Here is a 19433-nt window from a genome sequence, read left to right on the forward strand (position 1 = left end):
TGTATATTACAGAGCTACTTGTCTATTTCACCGAATTGATTAATTATGTTCAGATTACTCAATGATGATTGATTTGTCAAGTTGAATTAAAATTCTTCTTTAGTTTACTTTATAGCAAATGATTAACAATCTAGTTACTATTGTGTAACAGTCCATCTAGAGTTGACCTTTAATTCAATTAATCAACTATAATGCAATTAATAGAGGAATAGTGGAGGAATATAGGATGGCTATCGTTTGGACCAAAAATTTGAAACACTTAACTAAAAAGCGACTTACTCCTTTCTTATTAACACTTATAATTAGCGTCATAACAGTATGGGGAATTGTTAATCTTAGCAATTTAAAAGCTTTACCAATTGATCGTCAAGGAATCGTTCTGCACTCTTTTCCAACTACTAATTCCGAGGTTTTAACCGAAATTGATCCTGACTTTCCTATTGAAATTATTCAAGAACAAACCGGTTGGCTTAAAGTGCGCTATCAAGGGAAAGTTGAAGGTTGGTTACCCAAGTGGCTAATCGAAAACAAGGAACTTAAAAGTGACCAAGATTTAGCAGCCTCTTTTGAAAAATCAACGGCTCTTTATCAAAAAGCTGATTCTAAAAGTCCTATTCTCTCAAATATTCCTAAGGAAAGCCTCATCCCTATTAATTATATAGAAAAAAATTGGGCTCAAGTTAATTATCAAGGTAAACCAGCCTTTGTAAACATAAACGAGATAGAATTATTGAATCGACAAGACGCGGAGCGTTTAATTGCCGAAAAGAATGCTTTAGATAGCAGAATTAATAAAAAAGAAAAAGAAAAAGAAAGCTTGAAAAACAAGCTTATCATGCGCAAAAAAGAAGAATACTTATTAGAAGAAGCAGACTTTTTTTCTAATATGATTTATCAAACGAATTACCTACAAGAATTTACAAGGCTTGATTATGTTGAATATAGTCCTCAGGAATCATTTTACTACGTAGAAGATAGTCAAGGAGTTAAAGGATATATTGATTCCTTCTCTCTATCTGAGCCTTACTATTCAATTGACCATCGCTTTCTACCTATTAAATCTGAACTCCAACAAGCGACCATCATGCTAGACCCTGGCCATGGTGGAGAAGACCCAGGTACATTGAGTAAAGATCAAAAGTATGCTGAAAAAAGCTTTACCTATAAGATTGCTAAAGTATTAAAGAAAACACTTGAAGCTTTCGGGGCTAAAGTTATCTTAACTAATGAAAGCGACCAATTTTTAGACCTCGCTGAAAGGGTTAAAATCAGTAACCAAAAACAGCCAGACTTATTTCTTTCGTTACATTTCGATTCCTCCTATGACACTCAGGTCAAAGGTGTTCGTACATATTTCTATCATTTAAATGACGAAGAATTTGCGAAGACCTTACATTCTGGGTTGATAACATCTGGTCGACCTAATTTGGGTGTGGAGTATGGAAACTTTCATGTTTTACGCGAAAATACCGTCCCCTCCCTCTTGCTCGAACTCGGTTATATTACAAACAGCGAAGACTTGGAGTTAATGTTAACGGATGACTACCATCAAAAATTAGCTGATGCTATTACTGAAGGACTCTCAACTTATTTTAATCAAGTTGGAAATCAATTAGAAATAAATACCCCTGATAGATAAGGTCTCTATCAGGGGTATTGTTTACTCATTGGAGTCCAAAATTATTGTAACAGGTCCATTGTTTTCAAATTCAACTTTCATGTCAGCTCCAAAAATACCTGTTTTAGCTTTAAAACCTTTTTTGTCAAGCTCTTGGTTGAAATAATGGTATAATTCTTCAGCCTGGTCTGGTTTTGCAGCATTGGTAAAGCTAGGGCGATTCCCTTTCTTACAAGAAGCGTACAGGGTAAATTGACTGACTGAGAGAATACTGCCGCCAGTATCTTTCAACGATAAATTCATTTTTCCTTCTTCATCGTCAAAAATCCGCATAGTTACAATTTTTCTAGCACAATACTCACAGTCTTTAACCGTATCTTCAGGTCCAAATCCGACTAAAAGTAGAAGTCCTTCTTTAATGGCTCCTACTACTTCTTCATTAACTGTTACACTGGCATGGTTCACTCTTTGAATAACTACTTTCATTTGACCTCCTAATTGCCTTGACGTTTAACTTCGTAAACATCTGGGATGTTCTTTAATTTAACAATTAATTCATGTAATTGTTGTGTATCAGCAACTAAAACCTTAAGTTTGATGATGGCTTGACTTTGATCATCAATGCGCCCATTGACTGCTTTAAGGTTTTTGACCGTATGGTTGACAACGTTTAAAACGTCGTTAATCATACCCGACCGGTCAAAACCAATGACTTGTATTTCTGTTTCATACTCATGTTCTTCTTGCTTTTCTTCGGACCAATGCACTGCAATCGTTCGATCATCCAATTCAATTTCACTTTTTAAGTTGGAACAATCTTTGCGGTGAACAGAAATGCCTCTGCCTCTTGTTATATAACCAACTATCTCATCACCGGGAACCGGGTTGCAACAACGACTAAGTCGCATCATTAAGTTATCAACGCCGTCAACCACTAATCCTTTTTCATTTCCTACTTTTTCTTTGTTAGAGTCGGTCTCCCTATCTTTAGAAATGACATTAGATAGCTTTACATTTTTGTCGACTTTCTTAATATTCCAAAAATGCATAATAGAAGTCGGTGAGATTTCTCCTAAGCCGATAGAAGCATAAAGATCTTCCATCTCATTGAAGTTAAATCTCTCAAGTAAGTCTTTTTCTTTGTTCTTTTTAAGTTCTATTTTTAAAGATGTTTCGTTTTCTTTCAGGGCTTTTTCAAGTATTTCCTGTCCAATTTCGCTATTTTTCTCACGCTCTTGCATTTTAAAATAACGTTTGATCCGATTGCGTGCTTTAGAAGTTTTAACAAACTTGAGCCAATCACGGCTAGGGCCAACAGAACTCGGATTGGTTAATATTTCAACAATATCTCCATTTTTCAAGCGATAATTAAGAGGAACGATATTACCATTAACTTTTGCTCCAACCGTCTTATTTCCTATTTCAGTATGGATATGGAAAGCGAAATCGACTGGACCTGAACCTAATGGTAATTCAAAGACGTCGCCTTTAGGAGTAAAGATATAAACTTGATCTTTAAAAACATCTTCTTTAATAAATTCCATGAATTCACTAGCATTCCCTGCATCATCTTCATACTCAACAATATCATGAAACCATTTTAACTGTTGTTGAATGTTATCTCGTGGTTGCTCATCGACTGTTTTCCCTTCTTTGTAGGCCCAATGAGCTGCTAGTCCGTACTCTGCCACTTCATGCATAAGGTGCGTTCTTATTTGAACTTCAACAGGTTTGCCTTGAGGTCCAATAACAGTCGTATGAATTGATTGGTACATATTAGCTTTAGGCATAGCAATATAATCTTTAAAGCGTCCTGGCATCGGCTTCCATTTTGTATGAATAATGCCTAAGACTCCGTAGCAATCCTTAATCGAATCGACTAAAACGCGAACCGCTAATAAATCATAGATATCATCAAACTCTTTTTTCTGATCGACCATTTTACGGTAAATGGAATAAATATGTTTCGGTCTTCCATAAACAGTAGAGTCCATGGACAGTTCGTCAATCGCATCTTTTATCTGATCAATGACAACTTGAATATATTCTTCGCGCTCATCTCTTTTTTGGTCCATTTGATGGACAATATCATAATAGGCTTGAGGATTAATATATCTTAAAGAAATATCTTCTAATTCCCATTTAATGACACTCATACCAATTCGTTCAGCCAAGGGTGCATAAATATCTAATGCTTCTTGAGACTTTTCAATTTGTTTGTGGGGTTTTTGAAATTTCAAAGTGCGCATATTATGTAAACGGTCAGCTAATTTAACCATTACCACACGAATATCTTTAGCCATGGCAATCAACATTTTACGATGATTTTCTGCTAATTGTTCTTCTTTACTTTGAAATTTAATCTTACCGAGTTTAGTAACGCCATCTACTAAGAAGGCGACGGATTCTGAAAATTCTTCCTGGATTTTTTCCAAAGTGTAGTCCGTATCTTCCACTACATCATGTAAAAAGCCAGTAGCTACTGTATCAGGGTCTAATTTAATATTCGCTAAAATACCTGCTACTTGAATTGGATGATTAATATAGGGTTCTCCTGAGAGACGTTCTTGCCCTTCATGGGCCTTGGTTGCTACTGCTAATGCCTTTTTTACAAAAGCTACCTTACTGTCATTCATATAAGATCGACAAATTGCTATAACTTCTTCACCAGTATAGACATCATTTCTACCCATATTATCACCACTCTTTCTAGATAATTTTTCTACTATTATAACTTAAATACTCACTATAAAACAATATTAGCCTCTTTAATACTATCAATCTTAGCTTATGCTAAAAAACAACTGGTCGAAAGACACAGTTGTTTTAAAATTTTATTCAGAAACAATTTTAATCCCTTTAGAAGCACCAATACGGTTTGCGCCTGCTTCAATCATTATTAATGCAGTTTCTTTATCGCCAACGCCTCCAGAAGCTTTGACTCCCATTGTTTCACCAACAGTCGAACGCATTAGAGCAATATCTTCTTTCACAGCTCCTGCTGTTGAAAAGCCAGTGGAAGTTTTAACAAAATCTGCTTTGGCTGCTTTGGCTGCAAGGCAAGCTTTCACTTTTTCTTCTTTTTCAAGTAAACTAGTTTCGATGATAACTTTCACAATAATTTCTTCTGGAACAGCTTGAACGACTTGACGGATATCCTCTTCTACTGTTTCCCAATCAGCAGCTTTAGCCGCTCCGATATTGATTACCATATCAATTTCACTAGCCCCATTTTTCACTGCTTCTTTTGCTTCAAAAGCTTTAGTAGATGAAGTATTCGCTCCTAAAGGGAAACCAATCACTGTACAGACTTTGACGTCTGAATCCTTCAACAAATCACTCGCATAAGTAACCCATACTGGATTAATACAAACTGACATGAATTGATATTCCAAGGCTTCTTGACAAATTTGCTTAATTTGGTCTTTGGTTGCATTTGCATTTAATAAAGTATGATCGATATATTTATTTAATTCCATTTTAAAACTCCCTTTCAATTTCAGTGACATATGATAGGACACTTAAAAGATAAATAGGTGCCGTCTCTGCCCGTAAGATTCTTGGACCTAAGCTACAAATCTCAAAGCCATTTTCTACTAAGAAAGATACCTCTTGTTGTTCTAATCCACCTTCCGATCCAAATACCATAACTATCTTTTTATTCTTTTCGATATTTTTTAATATTTTGGCTAACAGATGGTGTTGACCTTCTTTAGCACTTTCTTCGAATGCCACTAGTTTAATGTCATGAGTACGATACTGATTAACAAAGTCTTTTAAATTTAAAAGCTGCTTAACTTCAACCTTTTTTAAACGTTTTGACTGTTCTGCAGCACTATCAGCAATTTTTTGTAGTCTTTCAACTTTTTTACCAGCTTTTTTCTGGTCCCATTTGACTACATCACGTTTTAAAGCTAATGGTTGAAAGCTGCTCATGCCGCATTCTGTAGCTTTTTGAACAATTGAATCCATTTTGTCATTTTTGGATAAACCACAAGCTACAACTACCTCGACCGGTAACTCCGTTTGACTGAGAGTCTCACTTAAGGGTGACATGATTTCTAATAGAGCATAATCATTCTTTTTTTTGAGATAAGAAGCTAGATACTTCTTTTGATCGTATACAACTATTAACTCCTTCCCTTGCTTAGCCCTTAAAACATTGACCAAATGATGACTGTCTGATGGATTCAAAACAACTTTCTTGCCAATTTCTACTATTTGATTCGAATCATCGATAAAATATTGATGCATAACTCACTCTTTCTTCTGAGCCGTGATACCAGCCCATCCTTTATAATAATTAATTTGGATTATTTCCCACTGATCTGTTGATAAAGAATCGATTACTTGTTCTGCCTTCTCAGTCAGTATGCCTCCAAGAATGAGATAGCCACCCTTTTCTAAAAGCTGATAGGCATCCTGATAGAGCTTGAGTAATATATGAGGTAGGATGTTTGCCATGATGATATTTACTTTTTCTTCAACACCTCTTAATAAATCATTGACATGAAATGATATAGGTGGTTGAAAATCATCAGAATAGCCCATATTTTGCCATTTTTGATAAGTAAGATTTTGTTTAGCAGCTGCGATTGCTTGAGGATCAAGATCGTATCCCACCACTTTTTGTGCGCTGAGAGCAAAAGCTATCAATGCAAGGATACCAGATCCCGTTCCAACATCATAAACTTTCTCGTCACCTCGCATAACCATTTCTAAAGCTTGCGCGCCGAGTCGGGTTGTCGGGTGATCACCTGTTCCAAAGGCAACTCCTGGGTCTAAATAAATAACTTTCTCATCCTTATATTTTGGAGAATAAGCATCCCATACCGGAACAACTTTTATAAATCGTGAAATTTCTTGAATTCGGTAGTTTTTCATCCAATTTTTTTGCCAATTTTCCATTTCAATCGGCTCTTTTTCCCAACTATAATCGAAATAAAGGTTATCTTCTAAATAACTATCGAACAAGTCTTTTTCTATATCTTGTTCAAAAAAACCTAAGACAAGCCCCCGTTTATCTTGTTCTTTAAGGGATGGAGCTAAAGGAATTTCTCCAAATAAATTTTCTTTATTTTCCATATATCCATCGACATTTATAAGCTGCGTCCCTTTCGCCCCCCACTCAAATAAGAGATGAGAAACATATTCCACTTCATCAGGCTTCTTAGTTTCAAGATAGATAGTCACTTTTGTCCAATGAGTCATTAAACCCCCCCAGTCAATGCATCTAAAAAATTTAAAGCTGAGCTTATTCACATTATGGAGGACTGTTTATCTTTTTTCAATCAAAAGAAGTTATTTTTTCAAGATTAAGTCTAGCTATTTTAATAAGGGCATGTAATAATAAATAATAGACTTTAGAATATTTGTAACTTTTTTTGAAATTTTCAAAAGAAAAGGATAAAATAGTAGTTGATATTCTATTTAATATAAAAGCTAATAAACGAGGTGAACTTCATGGCAGAAAAAAACTTAACAGCAAAAGATATCTTACAAAAAGAATTTTCTCGTTCCATGCGTGGCTATAATGCTGCTGAAGTCGATGAGTATCTCGATAGTATTATTCGTGACTATGATTCTTATCAAAAAGATGTAGTGTTCTTAAAGAATGAAAATGAGCGACTCATTGCTAAAATAGATGAATTAACTAAGCAGTTATCATTAGCTAAGAAAAACGTTTCAACAACTCCAGGTTCTGGCGTAACCAACTTTGATATCCTTAAACGTTTATCTAACTTAGAAAAACATGTTTTCGGAGCCAAAATTTCAAACACAGAGTATAGTCAAAATTAATGATCATAGTAAATTTCAGGTAATCGCGGTCAATTCATTTGGCTGAGGAAAGTCCATGCTCGCACAAGCTGAAACGCTTGTAGTGTTCGTGCTTAGCGAAACAATAAGCTAAGGTAGCCTTAAGGTGAACGGCGAGTGAATATTCTAAGGCTTAGCTAAGAATAAGTAATTCATAAAGTGCCACAGAGACGATCTTTTTGGAAACAAAAAGCTGAAACGCGGTAAACCCCTCGAGCGAGCAACCCAAATTTGGTAGGGGCACTCTCTGTATGGGAAAATGCGTAAGCATTGCTTAACTGAAAGAGAGACAAGTTATCTTGTAGATAGATGATTACCCTTTATTTATTCTTGCCTATGGAATAAATATTGACAGAACATGGCTTATCGAAATTTACTAATATAGGTATTTATAGATGCATATAGTCAACAACACGATTCTGAGCCTAAAAGCTTGTTGAATCGTGTTTTTTTAAAAGGAAGGATTATCCATGAAAACATATCACTTAATTGCTACAGCAGCTGCAGGTATCGAGGGAATAGCTAATCAAGAACTCAAGGATTTAGGCTATGAAACACAAACAGAGAATGGTCGCGTGCGCTTTAAAGGAACTGCAGAAGATATTGCTAAAACAAACCTATGGTTGAGAACAGCTGATCGAATTAAAGTAGTGGTTGGCGAATTTAAAGCAACCTCTTTTGAAGAATTGTTTGACCAAACCTATGCGATTGCCTGGGAAGACCTCTTACCCATGGATGGAGAATTTCCTGTTTCAGGTAAGTCGGTGAAATCAAAACTTTATTCTGTCCCTAACTGTCAAAGAATTGTCAAAAAAGCCATTGCCAAACGGCTAATGGATCACTATGCTCGTAAAATGCCTTTGAGCGAAACAGGTGATTACTACCCTATTGAAATATCGATACTAAAAGATGTGGCGATGATTACTTTAGACACAAGTGGAAGCAGTCTATTTAAACGAGGTTATCGAACTGAAAAAGGTGGCGCGCCTCTAAAAGAAAATATGGCAGCAGCTTTAGTCAAATTGACTACTTGGTTCCCTGACCGTCCTCTTTATGATCCAACTTGCGGGTCTGGAACAATTTTAATTGAAGCTGCCTTAATGGGACGCAATATTGCTCCAGGATTAAATCGGTCATTTGCAGCAGAAAAATGGGAGTTCTTTAATCCAGAAGTATGGTCAAAGGAAAAAACAAAAGCACGTCAAAAAATTAACCATGAAATAAAACTCAATATCTTTGGAAGCGATATAGATGGAAGAATGATTGAAATCGCCAAGCAAAATGCAGCAAATGCCGGTGTGGGAGAAGATATTACTTTTAAACAAATGCAGTTAACAGATTACCGTCCGAATGAAGAATATGGCATTTTAATCTCCAACCCTCCTTATGGAGACCGCTTGCTAGATGAAGATAAGGTACACCAACTATACCAGGACATGGGTACTATTTACCGTTTGATGACCACTTGGTCGAAGTATATTCTCTCAAGTGATGACTCATTTGAGAAATTTTATGGTGAAAAAGCTAGCAAAAAACGCAAGTTATATAACGGTGCCTTAAAAGTAAATTATTATCAATTTTGGTCTACAAATAAATAAGGGTCTAAAGTCTTTACTTTCCCTTGTTTACGTAAGGCTTGTTTTGCTGCTTGATCAGCTGCTCGATTTTCTTTTTCAGGAATCCATTTTAGAAAAAGTAAAGGATAATGGTCCATTTCAAAGAGAATAACTTTTAAAAGCTTGCTAAAATAGTCTTTTTTGGCAAAACGTTTTTCAATCGATTGGAAAACAATCTTAGAATCGGTTTTAATTTGAATGAGTTGATCTGTTTTTAATTTTTCTTGCTTGATCCATTGCATAGCTAATCTTAAAGCAAAAAACTCAGCTTGGTGATTATCCAGACATTCATTAATATAAAATTTAAAAGTAGCAACTTTTTCACCATTGAATACCAAAAAAGCTAGGCCCGCTTCTTTAGTTTTAGGATCAAAAGCGGCATCAATTTGTATCCACATAGGTTTTTCACCCTCTCTATTTTGAAAGGAGTCTCCTCAATTGACAGATCTTATTCATATGCCAAATAAGAGCGAATATTTCTATCGCAAAGCCATGAATGCGCTTGAACAAAATGATTATGCAAGTGCATCTAACTTTTTGAAAGAAAGCTATCAGATAGAACCTTCCCTTAAAGTGTTTAAAGAACTAATTTCTATTCATATTATTCAAAATAAAAGTCAAGCTGTCAAAAAGTTATGGCAAAATTTTCTTTCAGACCACTCCATACAAGACCTTGACTATGAATTAGCGATACTTTATGTTCATTCTTTACCTTATCTTTTTTCTCATCAAAAACTATTGATTCAGTTATATGAAATCAAAGAATATTTTGATCAAAAAAAATGGGATATCTCTTTGATTGTTAAACAAATTGAAAAAATTAAAGAAAAAGAAGCTCTTTCTAAAGAACTTCAACTCCTTATAAATACGAAGGGGTTAGATTCAAAGTTGAAACAATTGAAAGAACTAACCTTATATGAACTTTTAAAAGAAATCAAAAACTTCTATAGTTTAGATTACTCCCTTAAACATCCAATCTTGACTGCATTATTGGCTGACAAAAAGATAAGTCAATTCGTTAAAAGTGATATATTGCATCATTATATAGTTCGAAATTACCAGGCCCATCTAAAACTGACATGGTTTGAAGAAATTAAAATCATCGATAGCCTATCTCTAGTCCCTTATAAAGAAGATTCGACCTATTTACAAATAAAAGCTCTTCTTGAAGATTATACGGTCAATAATAATCCTCATATTTATGATGGTCTACTAGAAGAAATAAATTTATTGGTGATGGTATACTATCCATTTATCAAAGAAAAAATCTCAGACCCTGTTGCATGGTTTAATAGCTTTTTAAGTTATTACCATATAGAAAAAAGTGAAGAATCCGATCAAAATGAGCGAATGGATGAAATTCTCCAACAGGCTATCGATGAAATCAAACAACTAAGTCTATAGATAGAAATTTAAAGAAAACTTTCTAAATAAATTAGAGCAAGTCTATAGTAGACTCGCTCTAATTTTACTTCTCTTCTTCTGACTGTGTATCATTTTCCTTGGTGTTTTTATGGTGCACGGTAGGTTGTGGATCAAGAATGACATGCTTATCCTCTTCTTGTGGTGGTAAGGATATAAAATCAATAATATCTTTGAAATTAACTATGGTCTTCTCTTCAATAATATCTTGCATCATCATATCTGATTCTTGCCAATAAATATCTACAACAGCACTATTAGAAAGCAATTTTGTAATTATTCCTGTCATGCTACTTTCTCTAAATTTGAAAGTAATCTTATCCCCTATTTCTGGTCGAATTGCTAACTTTACTGATTCAATCATTTCAAGACCCGTTTCATAATCTACATCTAATAGCGAAGCGATACGTGACTTGCTTGTCCCGCGTCTTAACTCCTTTTCAATTAGACTTCGTTGCCCATCTGAAATTTTTTTCGACACGTTATCCCTCTTTTCTTAAATTGCCCTCTGTAATTGTTATTATACCACATTTTTCTTTTTTATTCTAAAGGTTACTCTTTCTCTACCTTTGGAACCCATACAGAAAGTGCTTGACTATGAATCTTAATTTTTAATGGTAAACTTGGGCCTTTATCGCCATCAATGTTCGCTTTTAGTTCACGTTCTTCATTCAAGGAAGCGAGTTTAATATCGAATGTTTTACCCTTTAACGACAAGATGGACTCATTATCTAATTCGTGTCGAGGCAAGCCTTTCTCTTCAATAAAAGTAGCTATACTTGATATAGCCAATGAACCCTTAAAAGCATAAAGATGACCCAATCCATCAAATAGCTGGTCTTGTGAAAGAAGATTTTCCATTCCTCCCACACTAGTAGTGAGTGTTAATAATATAAGATTGGTTTTAAGGTGATGAGATTCCTTTCCATCGACACTAATGTCTAAATCAAAATCTTCCTCTTCAAACATCGCTTTAAAGCCATCAAATAAATAAGCTAATACCCCAATCTTATTTTTTACTTTAGATTCAGTTTCAAATACTGCTGAAGGAATAGCTCCTAGCGCAAGAACATTCGCAAAATACTGCTCGTTAACTTGCCCGATATCCAATTTTTTTAACTCTAAAGATTTAAATTGATTAATGGCTTTTACTGGGTTTAGAGAGATTCCTAAAGATCTTGCTAAATCATTTACAGTCCCCAAAGGTAAAAAAGCAAAATGAGGTGGTTGTGAATTCTCCATTAAACCGGATACCACTTCCTTAATAGTGCCGTCACCGCCCAAACAAATAATAGTGTCGTATTCATCTGCAGGGGTAGTTTTTGCCCAATCATAGGCATCTTGAGGTTTTTCAGTTGTTCGGTGTTTGACTTGAGCATCGTATGTATTAATTAGTAAATCAGCTAACTGCTCAGCATATGCTTTGGCCTTACCCTTACCTGAACCTGGATTAGCGATGATTAAAACGCTCTTCATATTAACCCTCCTTTTTTTACATTATACCACAAGTCCTCCCAAACGATTTTCCCTTCCAATTTCTTTGAAAGTAAGTTACACTGATGTATATCATTAGACAGAGTAAAAGATAGAACGTCAAGTGTTGTTGGATGGGATGTGGCCAACAAACGAAAAGAATTTATTCTTGCGATACTATCTTTGCATTCGCTGCATTAATATTAATTGTAGCGCTCTCTTGTCAAAAAAAGGAGCGTATTTTTTATGCAAAAACCTGATTCCCGTCGTATTATTTCATATGGTAATAAAGGAAAACTAACCACCCTACAATTAACTACCATGGCTTTATTATTAGCGTTTCGTATTATGTTAGCTTATATACCAGCGTTTAGAGTAGGTGAAATTGCCCAAATTGGAGTTGGCTTTATCGGTACTGCTATTTCCAGCGCTATAATTGGTCCATGGTGGGCTATCGTTATATCGGTAGCTAATGACATTATCACTGCTCTTCTAAATGGCTATAGCTTCTTCTTCGGTTATACCTTTAGTGCCGGTTTAGCTGGTTTCATTTATGGTTGGTTTTTGTGGCGTAAAGAACGTAATTGGAAAAATATTCTTATAGCAGTTGTTTTGGTAACCTTTATTGTAAACTTAGGATTTGGATCTCTATGGATTAAAATGATGCAAGGTAAAGCTTGGGCAGCATTCATGCCAATTCGTATCGCTAAAAACGCTGTTTCTCTTCCATTGAACACAATTATTTTAGTGATTATCCTAAAATTGCCTGTAATTGATCGTTTAATCAAAAAATTCCAATTTTAAACTTTATGGTAGCTCTTTTAGGTAGGTAACGCACTACTTACTATTTATGAATTATCTTATAAAATTAATAAAAAGGGCAGAAGTTTAAGCTTCTGCCCTTTTTATTAACGAAAATTTACTGTACTAAATATTATAAACTTCACTCAAAAAATCAAAAAAATACTAGTAAACTTATTTAACAATCAGATTAAAAATTGTAAAAACTTGTGACATTTACTATATTTACGTATAATATGAAGATATGAAAATAAATGTAGCTTGCAACTACAGGAGGTATACTATGAAGAAAAATTATCGTGTATTGTTATATTACAAATATCAAAGAATTGAAGACCCTGAATTATTTGCCAAAGAACACTTAGAGTTTTGCTGTCGTATCGGTTTAAAGGGGCGCGTATTAGTCGGTGAAGAAGGAATAAACGGAACCGTTTCAGGCACCCTAGATCAAACACAAAAGTATATGGACTATGTTCATTCACTAGAAGGTTTTGAAGATTTATGGTTTAAACAAGATCTTGCTGATGATTATGCGCATAAAAAGATGTCTGTGAGAACGCGTGAAGAAATTGTAGCTTTAAACTTAGATGATGATATTGATCCACATGAAATTACAGGACAATATCTATCCCCTAAAGAATTTAAAGATGCTCTACTTGACAAGGATACAGTTGTTCTTGATACTCGTAATGACTATGAGTATGATTTAGGTCATTTTAAGGGTGCGATCCGTCCTGAAATTCGTAATTTCCGTGAACTTCCTGACTGGGTGAAAGAAAACAAAGAAAAATTTATGGACAAACGCGTTGTTGTCTATTGCACAGGTGGTATCCGCTGCGAGAAATTCTCAGGTTGGTTACTTAAAGAAGGTTTTAAAGATGTGGGGCAATTACATGGTGGTATTGATACTTATGGAAAAGACCCTGAAACTAAAGGTGAGCTTTGGGAAGGTAAGATGTATGTTTTCGATGAACGTATTGCTGTCCCAGTTAATCAAGTAAATCCTACAGTAGTCGGAAAAGATTATTTTGATGGAACACCATGTGAAAGATACGTAAATTGTGCAAACCCAGAATGTAATGAACAAATATTGACTTCTGAAGCAAATGAAGATAAGTATTTACGTGGATGTAGTGAGGCCTGTCGTCGTCATCCTCGAAACCGCTATGTCGCTGAACATAACTTTTCCACAGAAGAATGGGAAGAAAGATTAAATGCAATTGGAGAAAGCTTAAGTAAAACACATTCTGCATAATTTAAGCCGATAAAGGGGATAATGAAATGACTAATAAAGAAAGCAAGAATCATCTGCCACCTTTGGAGGGTCATCATTTAAAAGATAGTAAGCCTAATCTCAATCAAAGGCGGCAAAGATTAATCGACCAGAAATCTTCTAACTATGTTAATAGCGAAGAAGCTCGAGCAAGAAGATTGAAAAGAATTAGTGAACTTGAAAATAAGAGCTTTAATAATTTTGATAAGGCTATTCCTCAGTCAAATGAGGATAGAAGACAGTTTTCTTCTAATCATTATCAATCGCTTAAAGTCAAAAAAGAAACTCCTATAGGTGAGTCAGTAAGCAATTTACACAATAAATCGATTAAAAAAGATCGCTCAGAGAAGAAAGTTATTAAAAAAACTGAAACTGACACTGATTTAAAGCTAGAAAATAAGACTAATAATCATACTAGCAGTAATAAATCTAGTAAGTTCAGTCGAGACGCTATAGAATCAAACAGACCTCAACAGAAGTCAAATCAAAAAACTGAAAGTGAAAGTGACAACCACTCAACGGATAAAAATCTTTTTCAGACTTACCTTGATAAAAGAAGAAAAAGAAAAAAAGAAGTGCGTAGTCAACTATCTTTGGAAGGTCTTGACCGGTTTTCAAAAATTTCCTTAGTCCTTTCGATTATCTTTAATGTATTTAGACGTCTATTCATCTACTTTGTAGTTGTAGGTCTTCTTTTTGGCTTTCTCTTATCAGGTGTTGGATTAGGCTACTTCACTTCATTAGTATCTGATACGACTCCACCAAGTAAACAAGAGATGGCTGAAGCTATTAATCAAGTCGAACAACAATCTAGTTTATATTATGACTCTGGCGACCTTATTGCTGATATAAGATCGGACGTCGTTAGATCTGTTACTAATTTAGAAGATATTTCACCCTATATTAAAGAAGGTTTAATTTCCATTGAAGATCAAGCTTTTTATGAGCATTACGGTGTTAACCCTAAATCAACACTTAGAGCAGTGCTTCAAACGCTTATTACCGGGTCTGGTACTGGAGGATCAACATTAACTCAGCAATTAGTTAAGCAGCAGTTATTAACAAATGATGTTACTTTCTTTAGAAAGGCTAACGAAATTCTCTTGGCCTTAAGAGTTGAAAAATATTTTACCAAAGACGAAATATTAAACGCTTATCTCAATGTTTCTCCTTTTGGACGTAATAATGAAGGAGATAATATTGCGGGAATTCGTGAAGCTTCTGAAGGCATTTTCGGCAAAGAACCAAATGAAGTTAATTTAGCTCAAGCTGCCTTTTTAGTTGGTTTGCCTCAAGATCCTTATAGCTATACTCCTTATAACTATAACAGTTCACTTAGAGAGGATTTCAATCCTGGTATCAATCGAATGAAAGCTGTGCTATTCAGTATGTATCGTAACAAGGCTATTACTAAAGAAGAATACGAAACTGCGATTGATTATGATATTAGTAAAGATTTTATTAAACCTGAAAATCGTCCAATCGAACGCCAATCCTACCTGTATCAAACCGTCATGAATGAAGCCATTAAGAAATTAATGGAAATTAATGTCAATGACGATGGAAATCAGATGAGCGATGTTTTACAAGACATTGAATGGTATAATCAATATTATTCTGAAGCAGAAAACCAGCTGCGTACCGGGGGCTACAAAGTATATTCAACTATTGATAAAGAAATTTATGATCAATTACAAGAAACTGCTAAAGAAAACGTAGACTCATTAGGAGTAAGCTATGATGGGGTTTATACAGATCCTAGTACCGGTGAAGAAATCTATTATGTTGAAAATATTCAAACTGGTGTTGTGGTGATTGAAAACACTAGTGGAAAAGTACTGGGCTTTGTGGCTGGGACCGATTATGATAATAATCAAATTGACCATGCCTTTGCCACTCGCCGCTCTCCTGGTTCAACCATCAAACCACTTGCAGTCTATGCACCAGCAATTGAGAATAATCTTATTGCTCCTGCCACAATTGTACCCGATACACCATTTGTAGAAACTTATCCCGATGGAACTGAGTGGAAACCGACCAACTACGGCGAATCAATTTCTAATAAGTTTATCTCTGTCAGAGAATCATTAGCTAAGTCACTGAATTTACCAACTATTCGAATTTATCAAGGGCTTATACAGCAAAACGTACCAGTCTATGATTATCTTGAACTCATGGGCTTTAAAGATGGCTTTGCATATGATCAAGAAGAAACATACAACCTAGCCTTTTCCATTGGTGGAGTTAATACCGGACCGACTGTTTTTGAACAAACATCTGCTTTTTCAACTTTTGCCAATAATGGTTATTATATTCAAGGGCATATTATCAGTAAGATTGTCGATTCATTTGGAAATACTGTATTTGAACAAGAAGTAGAGCCACAAAAAGTATTTAGTGAGGATACAAACTACTTAATGGTAGATATTTTAAGGGATACAACCGAATTCGGTTCAGGACAATATGCCAAAGCTAATCTGCAAGTTCCAGGAGACTGGATTGCCAAATCCGGAACTAGTGAGAATGCTAAAGATCTATGGTTTATTGCCTCTACTCCTTCTGTTACCATTGGTACATGGGCTGGCTATGATTCACAATATTATGAATACTTTGTTAACCCAGATGATGGACTTGGCAATGAATCGGTTCGTTCACAAATATACTGGGCTAATATCGCCAACGCCTTATTCAGAGTTCGACCTGATATTTTTGGATCTAATGAAGTCTTTGCACAACCCGCTTCTGTTGTTAGCCAAAATATTGTAGCAATGACAGGAACTTTACCTGGAAACATTACCTATAATAACCGAATTGCTAGTCTAAATGGCCCTATTAAACAAGATTTGTTTAAAAATTCAAATCCTGCTGCTCCACTCTCTTATAACTTCATGTTTAACGCTAGTGATCAAGATACTGCACGTTTTTGGAATGCTTATATGGAATCTATTGAGGAAAAGACAACATCAACGACCTCTGCTGAAGAAACAACGGATGAGGATGATGAGTCTCATTCTGAAAGCACAGATGAAAATGGTAATCTAATACCGGCGCAACCAGAAAATAGCGAGACTGTTACTGAAGAAGTATATTATGAATAATTTTGCAAAATAAAGGCTCTATAATAAAAAGCTATGAGTTAAAATCTCATAGCTTTTTAATGTTTTTATTCACTCAGTGTTGAACCACGGTGTACTAATTTATGGGGAAGAATGATTTGACGCTGCTCGATACCCTCATCATTCATAATTTTCGTTAGCAAGCGCATTGCTACCGCTCCAACATCATATAAAGGATATTGTAAAGATGATAGTTGAGGACGCGAATATTTTGTAAGGACTGAGTTTTTACTAGTAAGTACTTGAAAGTCTTCAGGTACTTTAATATTTCGATCAGTTAGGGCATTTAAAATGGCTACTGCCAAGAAATCTTTAGTAGCGATAACTCCGGTAGCTTTAGCAGCTAATAATTGATCTACAATTATATCTCCTTCATCATCAGTAAAGTCACTTTGAATAATCAAATCTTCATCTACCGCTATATTATGCTTAGCCAATGCTGATTTATAACCAGGAATCCGATGCACTCGATTGACATAATACTTTTCTGAATCGGTGATAATAGCTGGTCTGTTACCCTTTTGAAGTAAGAAATCTGTCATTTCTTCTATTGCTAATCGAATATCAATTGATACTGTATAGAGATCAGGATCTTCACTAATCATACCCGCAATAACTACAGGTGTTCTTGAAGTTTTAATTAATGATTTAAGTTCTTCGCCGACATTATAACCCATATAGATAATACCATCTACTTGTTTAGCTAATAAATTATTAAAAACATTAATTTCTTTGTCGACACTTTCGTCGGCATTTGCTAAAATAATGTCATATTTGTACATAGCTGCTATATCATCAATTCCGCGTGCCAATGCCGAAAAGAAGATATTAGTAATGTTAGGAATAATAACGCCAACTGTGGTTGTTTTTTTACTGGCTAGTCCTCTTGCTACAGCATTAGGTCTATAATCTAAACGTTCTATAACTTCTGAGACTTTTTTTCTAGTACTTGGCTTTACATTTGGATTACCATTTACAACTCGAGATACGGTGGCCATTGATACGCCAGCTTCACGAGCTACATCATATATTGTAATTGTTTGCTTTTCCATGCCTACCCTTCTTTCAAATTTTTAATTTACTCTTTGAATTTAACATAAGCAGACAGATAGTGCAAGCGTTTTCTAGCTTTATTCTCAAGTTTTCACAGTTTTTTCATAAATAATGAACTCGCTCATTAGAGGGTGTTTGCTGTCTTCTCCAACCCAAAAGATAGGTTAACACTGATTTCATTTGTAGAGCAGTTTACCCTTCAACTTTTTGGATGGTCGGTGACACCAAATATGGCAGTGAGGAAAATTTAACTTAATTAACCTACCATGGGAATAAGCACCTTATCAGATATAATCTATTCGAGAAAGAAGAAACGAAGAAACATCATCGGAGCTTTTAATTTATGGGAATCGCCGAATCGAGCGCAATGACAGACCATCATACTGCTTAAAGGAAGTAGTTATTATTAATAGCATTCAAGATTTTTAAAATACGCAATGATTATGAAAGTACGAGCGATGTTTACCGACCGAAGGAGACAGACACGGCACCTCAAAAAGCAATCTACTACAAACTGTCTTATGAATCACTCAAGTTTAACGAACGAGCCAAGCTCTTATCTGACGAAGGAAAGACACTCTACAGTCAACGAAGAATTGCTGTAGAGTCTGTATTCGATCATGTAAAGACAAATTTAAGCTCCTTCTTCGCCTTAGAGATAAGGTGAAGACTATTGTAAGACTGGTATTAATGGCCAATAATCAAGCAAATATGCAAAGCAGCGAGCTTAGAACGAAAAACACCTTTCCATTCTAAGCTCGCTGCGTTTTATGTAGCGGGTGAAGAGGCCTTTTGTCCAGCCTCTAAATTTATTTTAGTAGTTCATCTGTTTGCTTCTCGACTTCTTTTTTCACATCTTTTAGTTCTTCTTTTGTATCAACTTCAATATCTTCAATTTTGGCACTCAAGATGTCTTTAGATTGACTGAGGTCTTCTTTTACATGATCCCATTCTTTGCTTGCTTCTTTCTTTAATTCTTCAGCAGAACGTTTAATATGATCAGCTGAAGTTTTAAGATTTACACGGAAATCTTCACTCGCATCAGAAGCTGCGTCATACATCTCTACACCTCTTTCCACGGCATAGTCTGTATAATCATTAGCCCGATCAATCCAATAATCTAATTCTTCATTTAAATCTTCACGTAACTCTCTACCTGATTTAGGAGCATATAAAAGAGCAGCTGCCCCTCCAATAAGAGCGCCTAATAAAGCTCCCGCTAAAAATCCATCATTATTTTTCAT

General features: G+C 35.1%; 17 protein-coding genes, 1 other RNA gene, 1 riboswitch and 1 other annotated feature (1 of these 20 only partly in view). Of the genes, 8 read left to right on the top strand and 10 right to left on the bottom strand.

The features are described 5' to 3' along the window. Nucleotides 1-40 (bottom strand) — a binding site (T-box leader) (it extends 151 nt beyond the left edge of the window). A gap of 186 nt (nt 41-226) precedes the next feature. Then, on the top strand, nt 227-1639 hold the full coding sequence (locus ACQV18_RS02230; RefSeq protein ID WP_428881714.1) for an N-acetylmuramoyl-L-alanine amidase: 1413 nt from the start codon (nt 227-229) through the stop codon (nt 1637-1639). Nucleotides 1640-1660: 21 nt separating this feature from the next. Here the strand turns inward: ACQV18_RS02230 and dtd are convergent, their stop codons facing one another. The 5 genes from dtd to ACQV18_RS02255 form a co-directional block, all read right to left on the bottom strand. Then, nucleotides 1661-2104, bottom strand: a complete 444-nt coding sequence (gene dtd / locus ACQV18_RS02235; protein WP_428872998.1) for a D-aminoacyl-tRNA deacylase — start codon at nt 2102-2104, stop codon at nt 1661-1663. Nucleotides 2105-2112: 8 nt separating this feature from the next. Continuing rightward, nucleotides 2113-4311, bottom strand: coding sequence for a RelA/SpoT family protein (locus ACQV18_RS02240; protein WP_428872997.1), 2199 nt, complete (start codon nt 4309-4311; stop codon nt 2113-2115). A gap of 141 nt (nt 4312-4452) precedes the next feature. After that, nucleotides 4453-5097: a deoxyribose-phosphate aldolase gene (gene deoC, locus ACQV18_RS02245; protein ID WP_428872995.1), complete on the bottom strand. Its 645-nt coding sequence runs from the start codon at nt 5095-5097 to the stop codon at nt 4453-4455. Between the two features lies 1 nt (nt 5098). Then, nucleotides 5099-5872 carry an RsmE family RNA methyltransferase gene (locus ACQV18_RS02250; RefSeq protein WP_428874660.1) on the bottom strand — a complete coding sequence of 258 codons (774 nt, stop codon included), beginning with the start codon at nt 5870-5872 and terminating at the stop codon, nt 5099-5101. Between the two features lie 3 nt (nt 5873-5875). Continuing rightward, nucleotides 5876-6829, bottom strand: a complete 954-nt coding sequence (locus ACQV18_RS02255; protein WP_428872993.1) for a 50S ribosomal protein L11 methyltransferase — start codon at nt 6827-6829, stop codon at nt 5876-5878. Nucleotides 6830-7081: 252 nt separating this feature from the next. On the opposite strand from ACQV18_RS02255, the gene gpsB reads away from it, so the two are divergent. The 3 genes from gpsB to ACQV18_RS02270 all read left to right on the top strand — a co-directional run bounded on the left by gpsB (nt 7082) and on the right by ACQV18_RS02270 (nt 9033). Then, the gene (gene gpsB / locus ACQV18_RS02260) at nt 7082-7417 is read left to right on the top strand and encodes a cell division regulator GpsB (protein WP_428872992.1); all 336 of its coding nucleotides are present in this window, start codon (nt 7082-7084) and stop codon (nt 7415-7417) included. An 11-nt stretch (nt 7418-7428) separates the two neighbouring features. Beyond that, nucleotides 7429-7806: RNase P RNA component class B (gene rnpB / locus ACQV18_RS02265), an RNA gene on the top strand. Between the two features lie 99 nt (nt 7807-7905). Then, nucleotides 7906-9033, top strand: a complete 1128-nt coding sequence (locus ACQV18_RS02270) for a THUMP domain-containing class I SAM-dependent RNA methyltransferase (protein WP_428892484.1) — start codon at nt 7906-7908, stop codon at nt 9031-9033. Here ACQV18_RS02270 and ACQV18_RS02275 read toward each other — a convergent pair. Continuing rightward, nucleotides 9009-9449 (bottom strand): ribonuclease HI family protein, encoded by a 441-nt coding sequence (locus ACQV18_RS02275; RefSeq protein ID WP_428874657.1) that lies wholly within the window; start codon nt 9447-9449, stop codon nt 9009-9011. The genes ACQV18_RS02270 and ACQV18_RS02275 overlap by 25 nt on opposite strands. Nucleotides 9450-9489: 40 nt before the next feature. Here ACQV18_RS02275 and ACQV18_RS02280 point away from each other — a divergent pair, with 40 nt between their 5' ends. Continuing rightward, on the top strand, nt 9490-10455 hold the full coding sequence (locus tag ACQV18_RS02280) for a hypothetical protein (RefSeq protein ID WP_428881709.1): 966 nt from the start codon (nt 9490-9492) through the stop codon (nt 10453-10455). A 64-nt stretch (nt 10456-10519) separates the two neighbouring features. On the opposite strand, the gene ACQV18_RS02285 is transcribed toward ACQV18_RS02280, so the two are convergent. Then, nucleotides 10520-10954, bottom strand: coding sequence for a DUF2187 family protein (locus ACQV18_RS02285; RefSeq protein ID WP_428872988.1), 435 nt, complete (start codon nt 10952-10954; stop codon nt 10520-10522). Nucleotides 10955-11025: 71 nt separating this feature from the next. Beyond that, on the bottom strand, nt 11026-11949 hold the full coding sequence (locus tag ACQV18_RS02290) for a diacylglycerol/lipid kinase family protein (RefSeq protein WP_428881708.1): 924 nt from the start codon (nt 11947-11949) through the stop codon (nt 11026-11028). Between the two features lie 96 nt (nt 11950-12045). Beyond that, nucleotides 12046-12143: riboswitch (THF riboswitch) on the top strand. 49 nt (nt 12144-12192) lie between these two features. Here ACQV18_RS02290 and ACQV18_RS02295 point away from each other — a divergent pair. The 3 genes from ACQV18_RS02295 to ACQV18_RS02305 all read left to right on the top strand — a co-directional run bounded on the left by ACQV18_RS02295 (nt 12193) and on the right by ACQV18_RS02305 (nt 17118). Next, nucleotides 12193-12750: a folate family ECF transporter S component gene (locus tag ACQV18_RS02295; RefSeq protein ID WP_428872986.1), complete on the top strand. Its 558-nt coding sequence runs from the start codon at nt 12193-12195 to the stop codon at nt 12748-12750. A gap of 280 nt (nt 12751-13030) precedes the next feature. Further along, entirely contained in the window at nt 13031-14002 is a 972-nt protein-coding gene (locus ACQV18_RS02300; RefSeq protein ID WP_428892485.1) for a rhodanese-related sulfurtransferase, read from the top strand. A gap of 26 nt (nt 14003-14028) precedes the next feature. Next, a complete protein-coding gene (locus ACQV18_RS02305; RefSeq protein ID WP_428892486.1) occupies nt 14029-17118 on the top strand; it encodes a transglycosylase domain-containing protein in 3090 nt (1029 codons plus the stop codon). Between the two features lie 65 nt (nt 17119-17183). Here ACQV18_RS02305 and ccpA read toward each other — a convergent pair whose 3' ends face one another. Together ccpA and ACQV18_RS02315 are read right to left on the bottom strand one after the other, a co-directional pair. Beyond that, nucleotides 17184-18188 (bottom strand): catabolite control protein A, encoded by a 1005-nt coding sequence (gene ccpA, locus ACQV18_RS02310; protein WP_428872981.1) that lies wholly within the window; start codon nt 18186-18188, stop codon nt 17184-17186. Between the two features lie 810 nt (nt 18189-18998). Then, on the bottom strand, nt 18999-19433 hold the full coding sequence (locus tag ACQV18_RS02315; RefSeq protein WP_428872980.1) for a YtxH domain-containing protein: 435 nt from the start codon (nt 19431-19433) through the stop codon (nt 18999-19001).

Source organism: Facklamia sp. P9177 (genome assembly GCF_050409585.1).
Classification (GTDB): Bacteria; Bacillota; Bacilli; order Lactobacillales; family Aerococcaceae; genus Facklamia.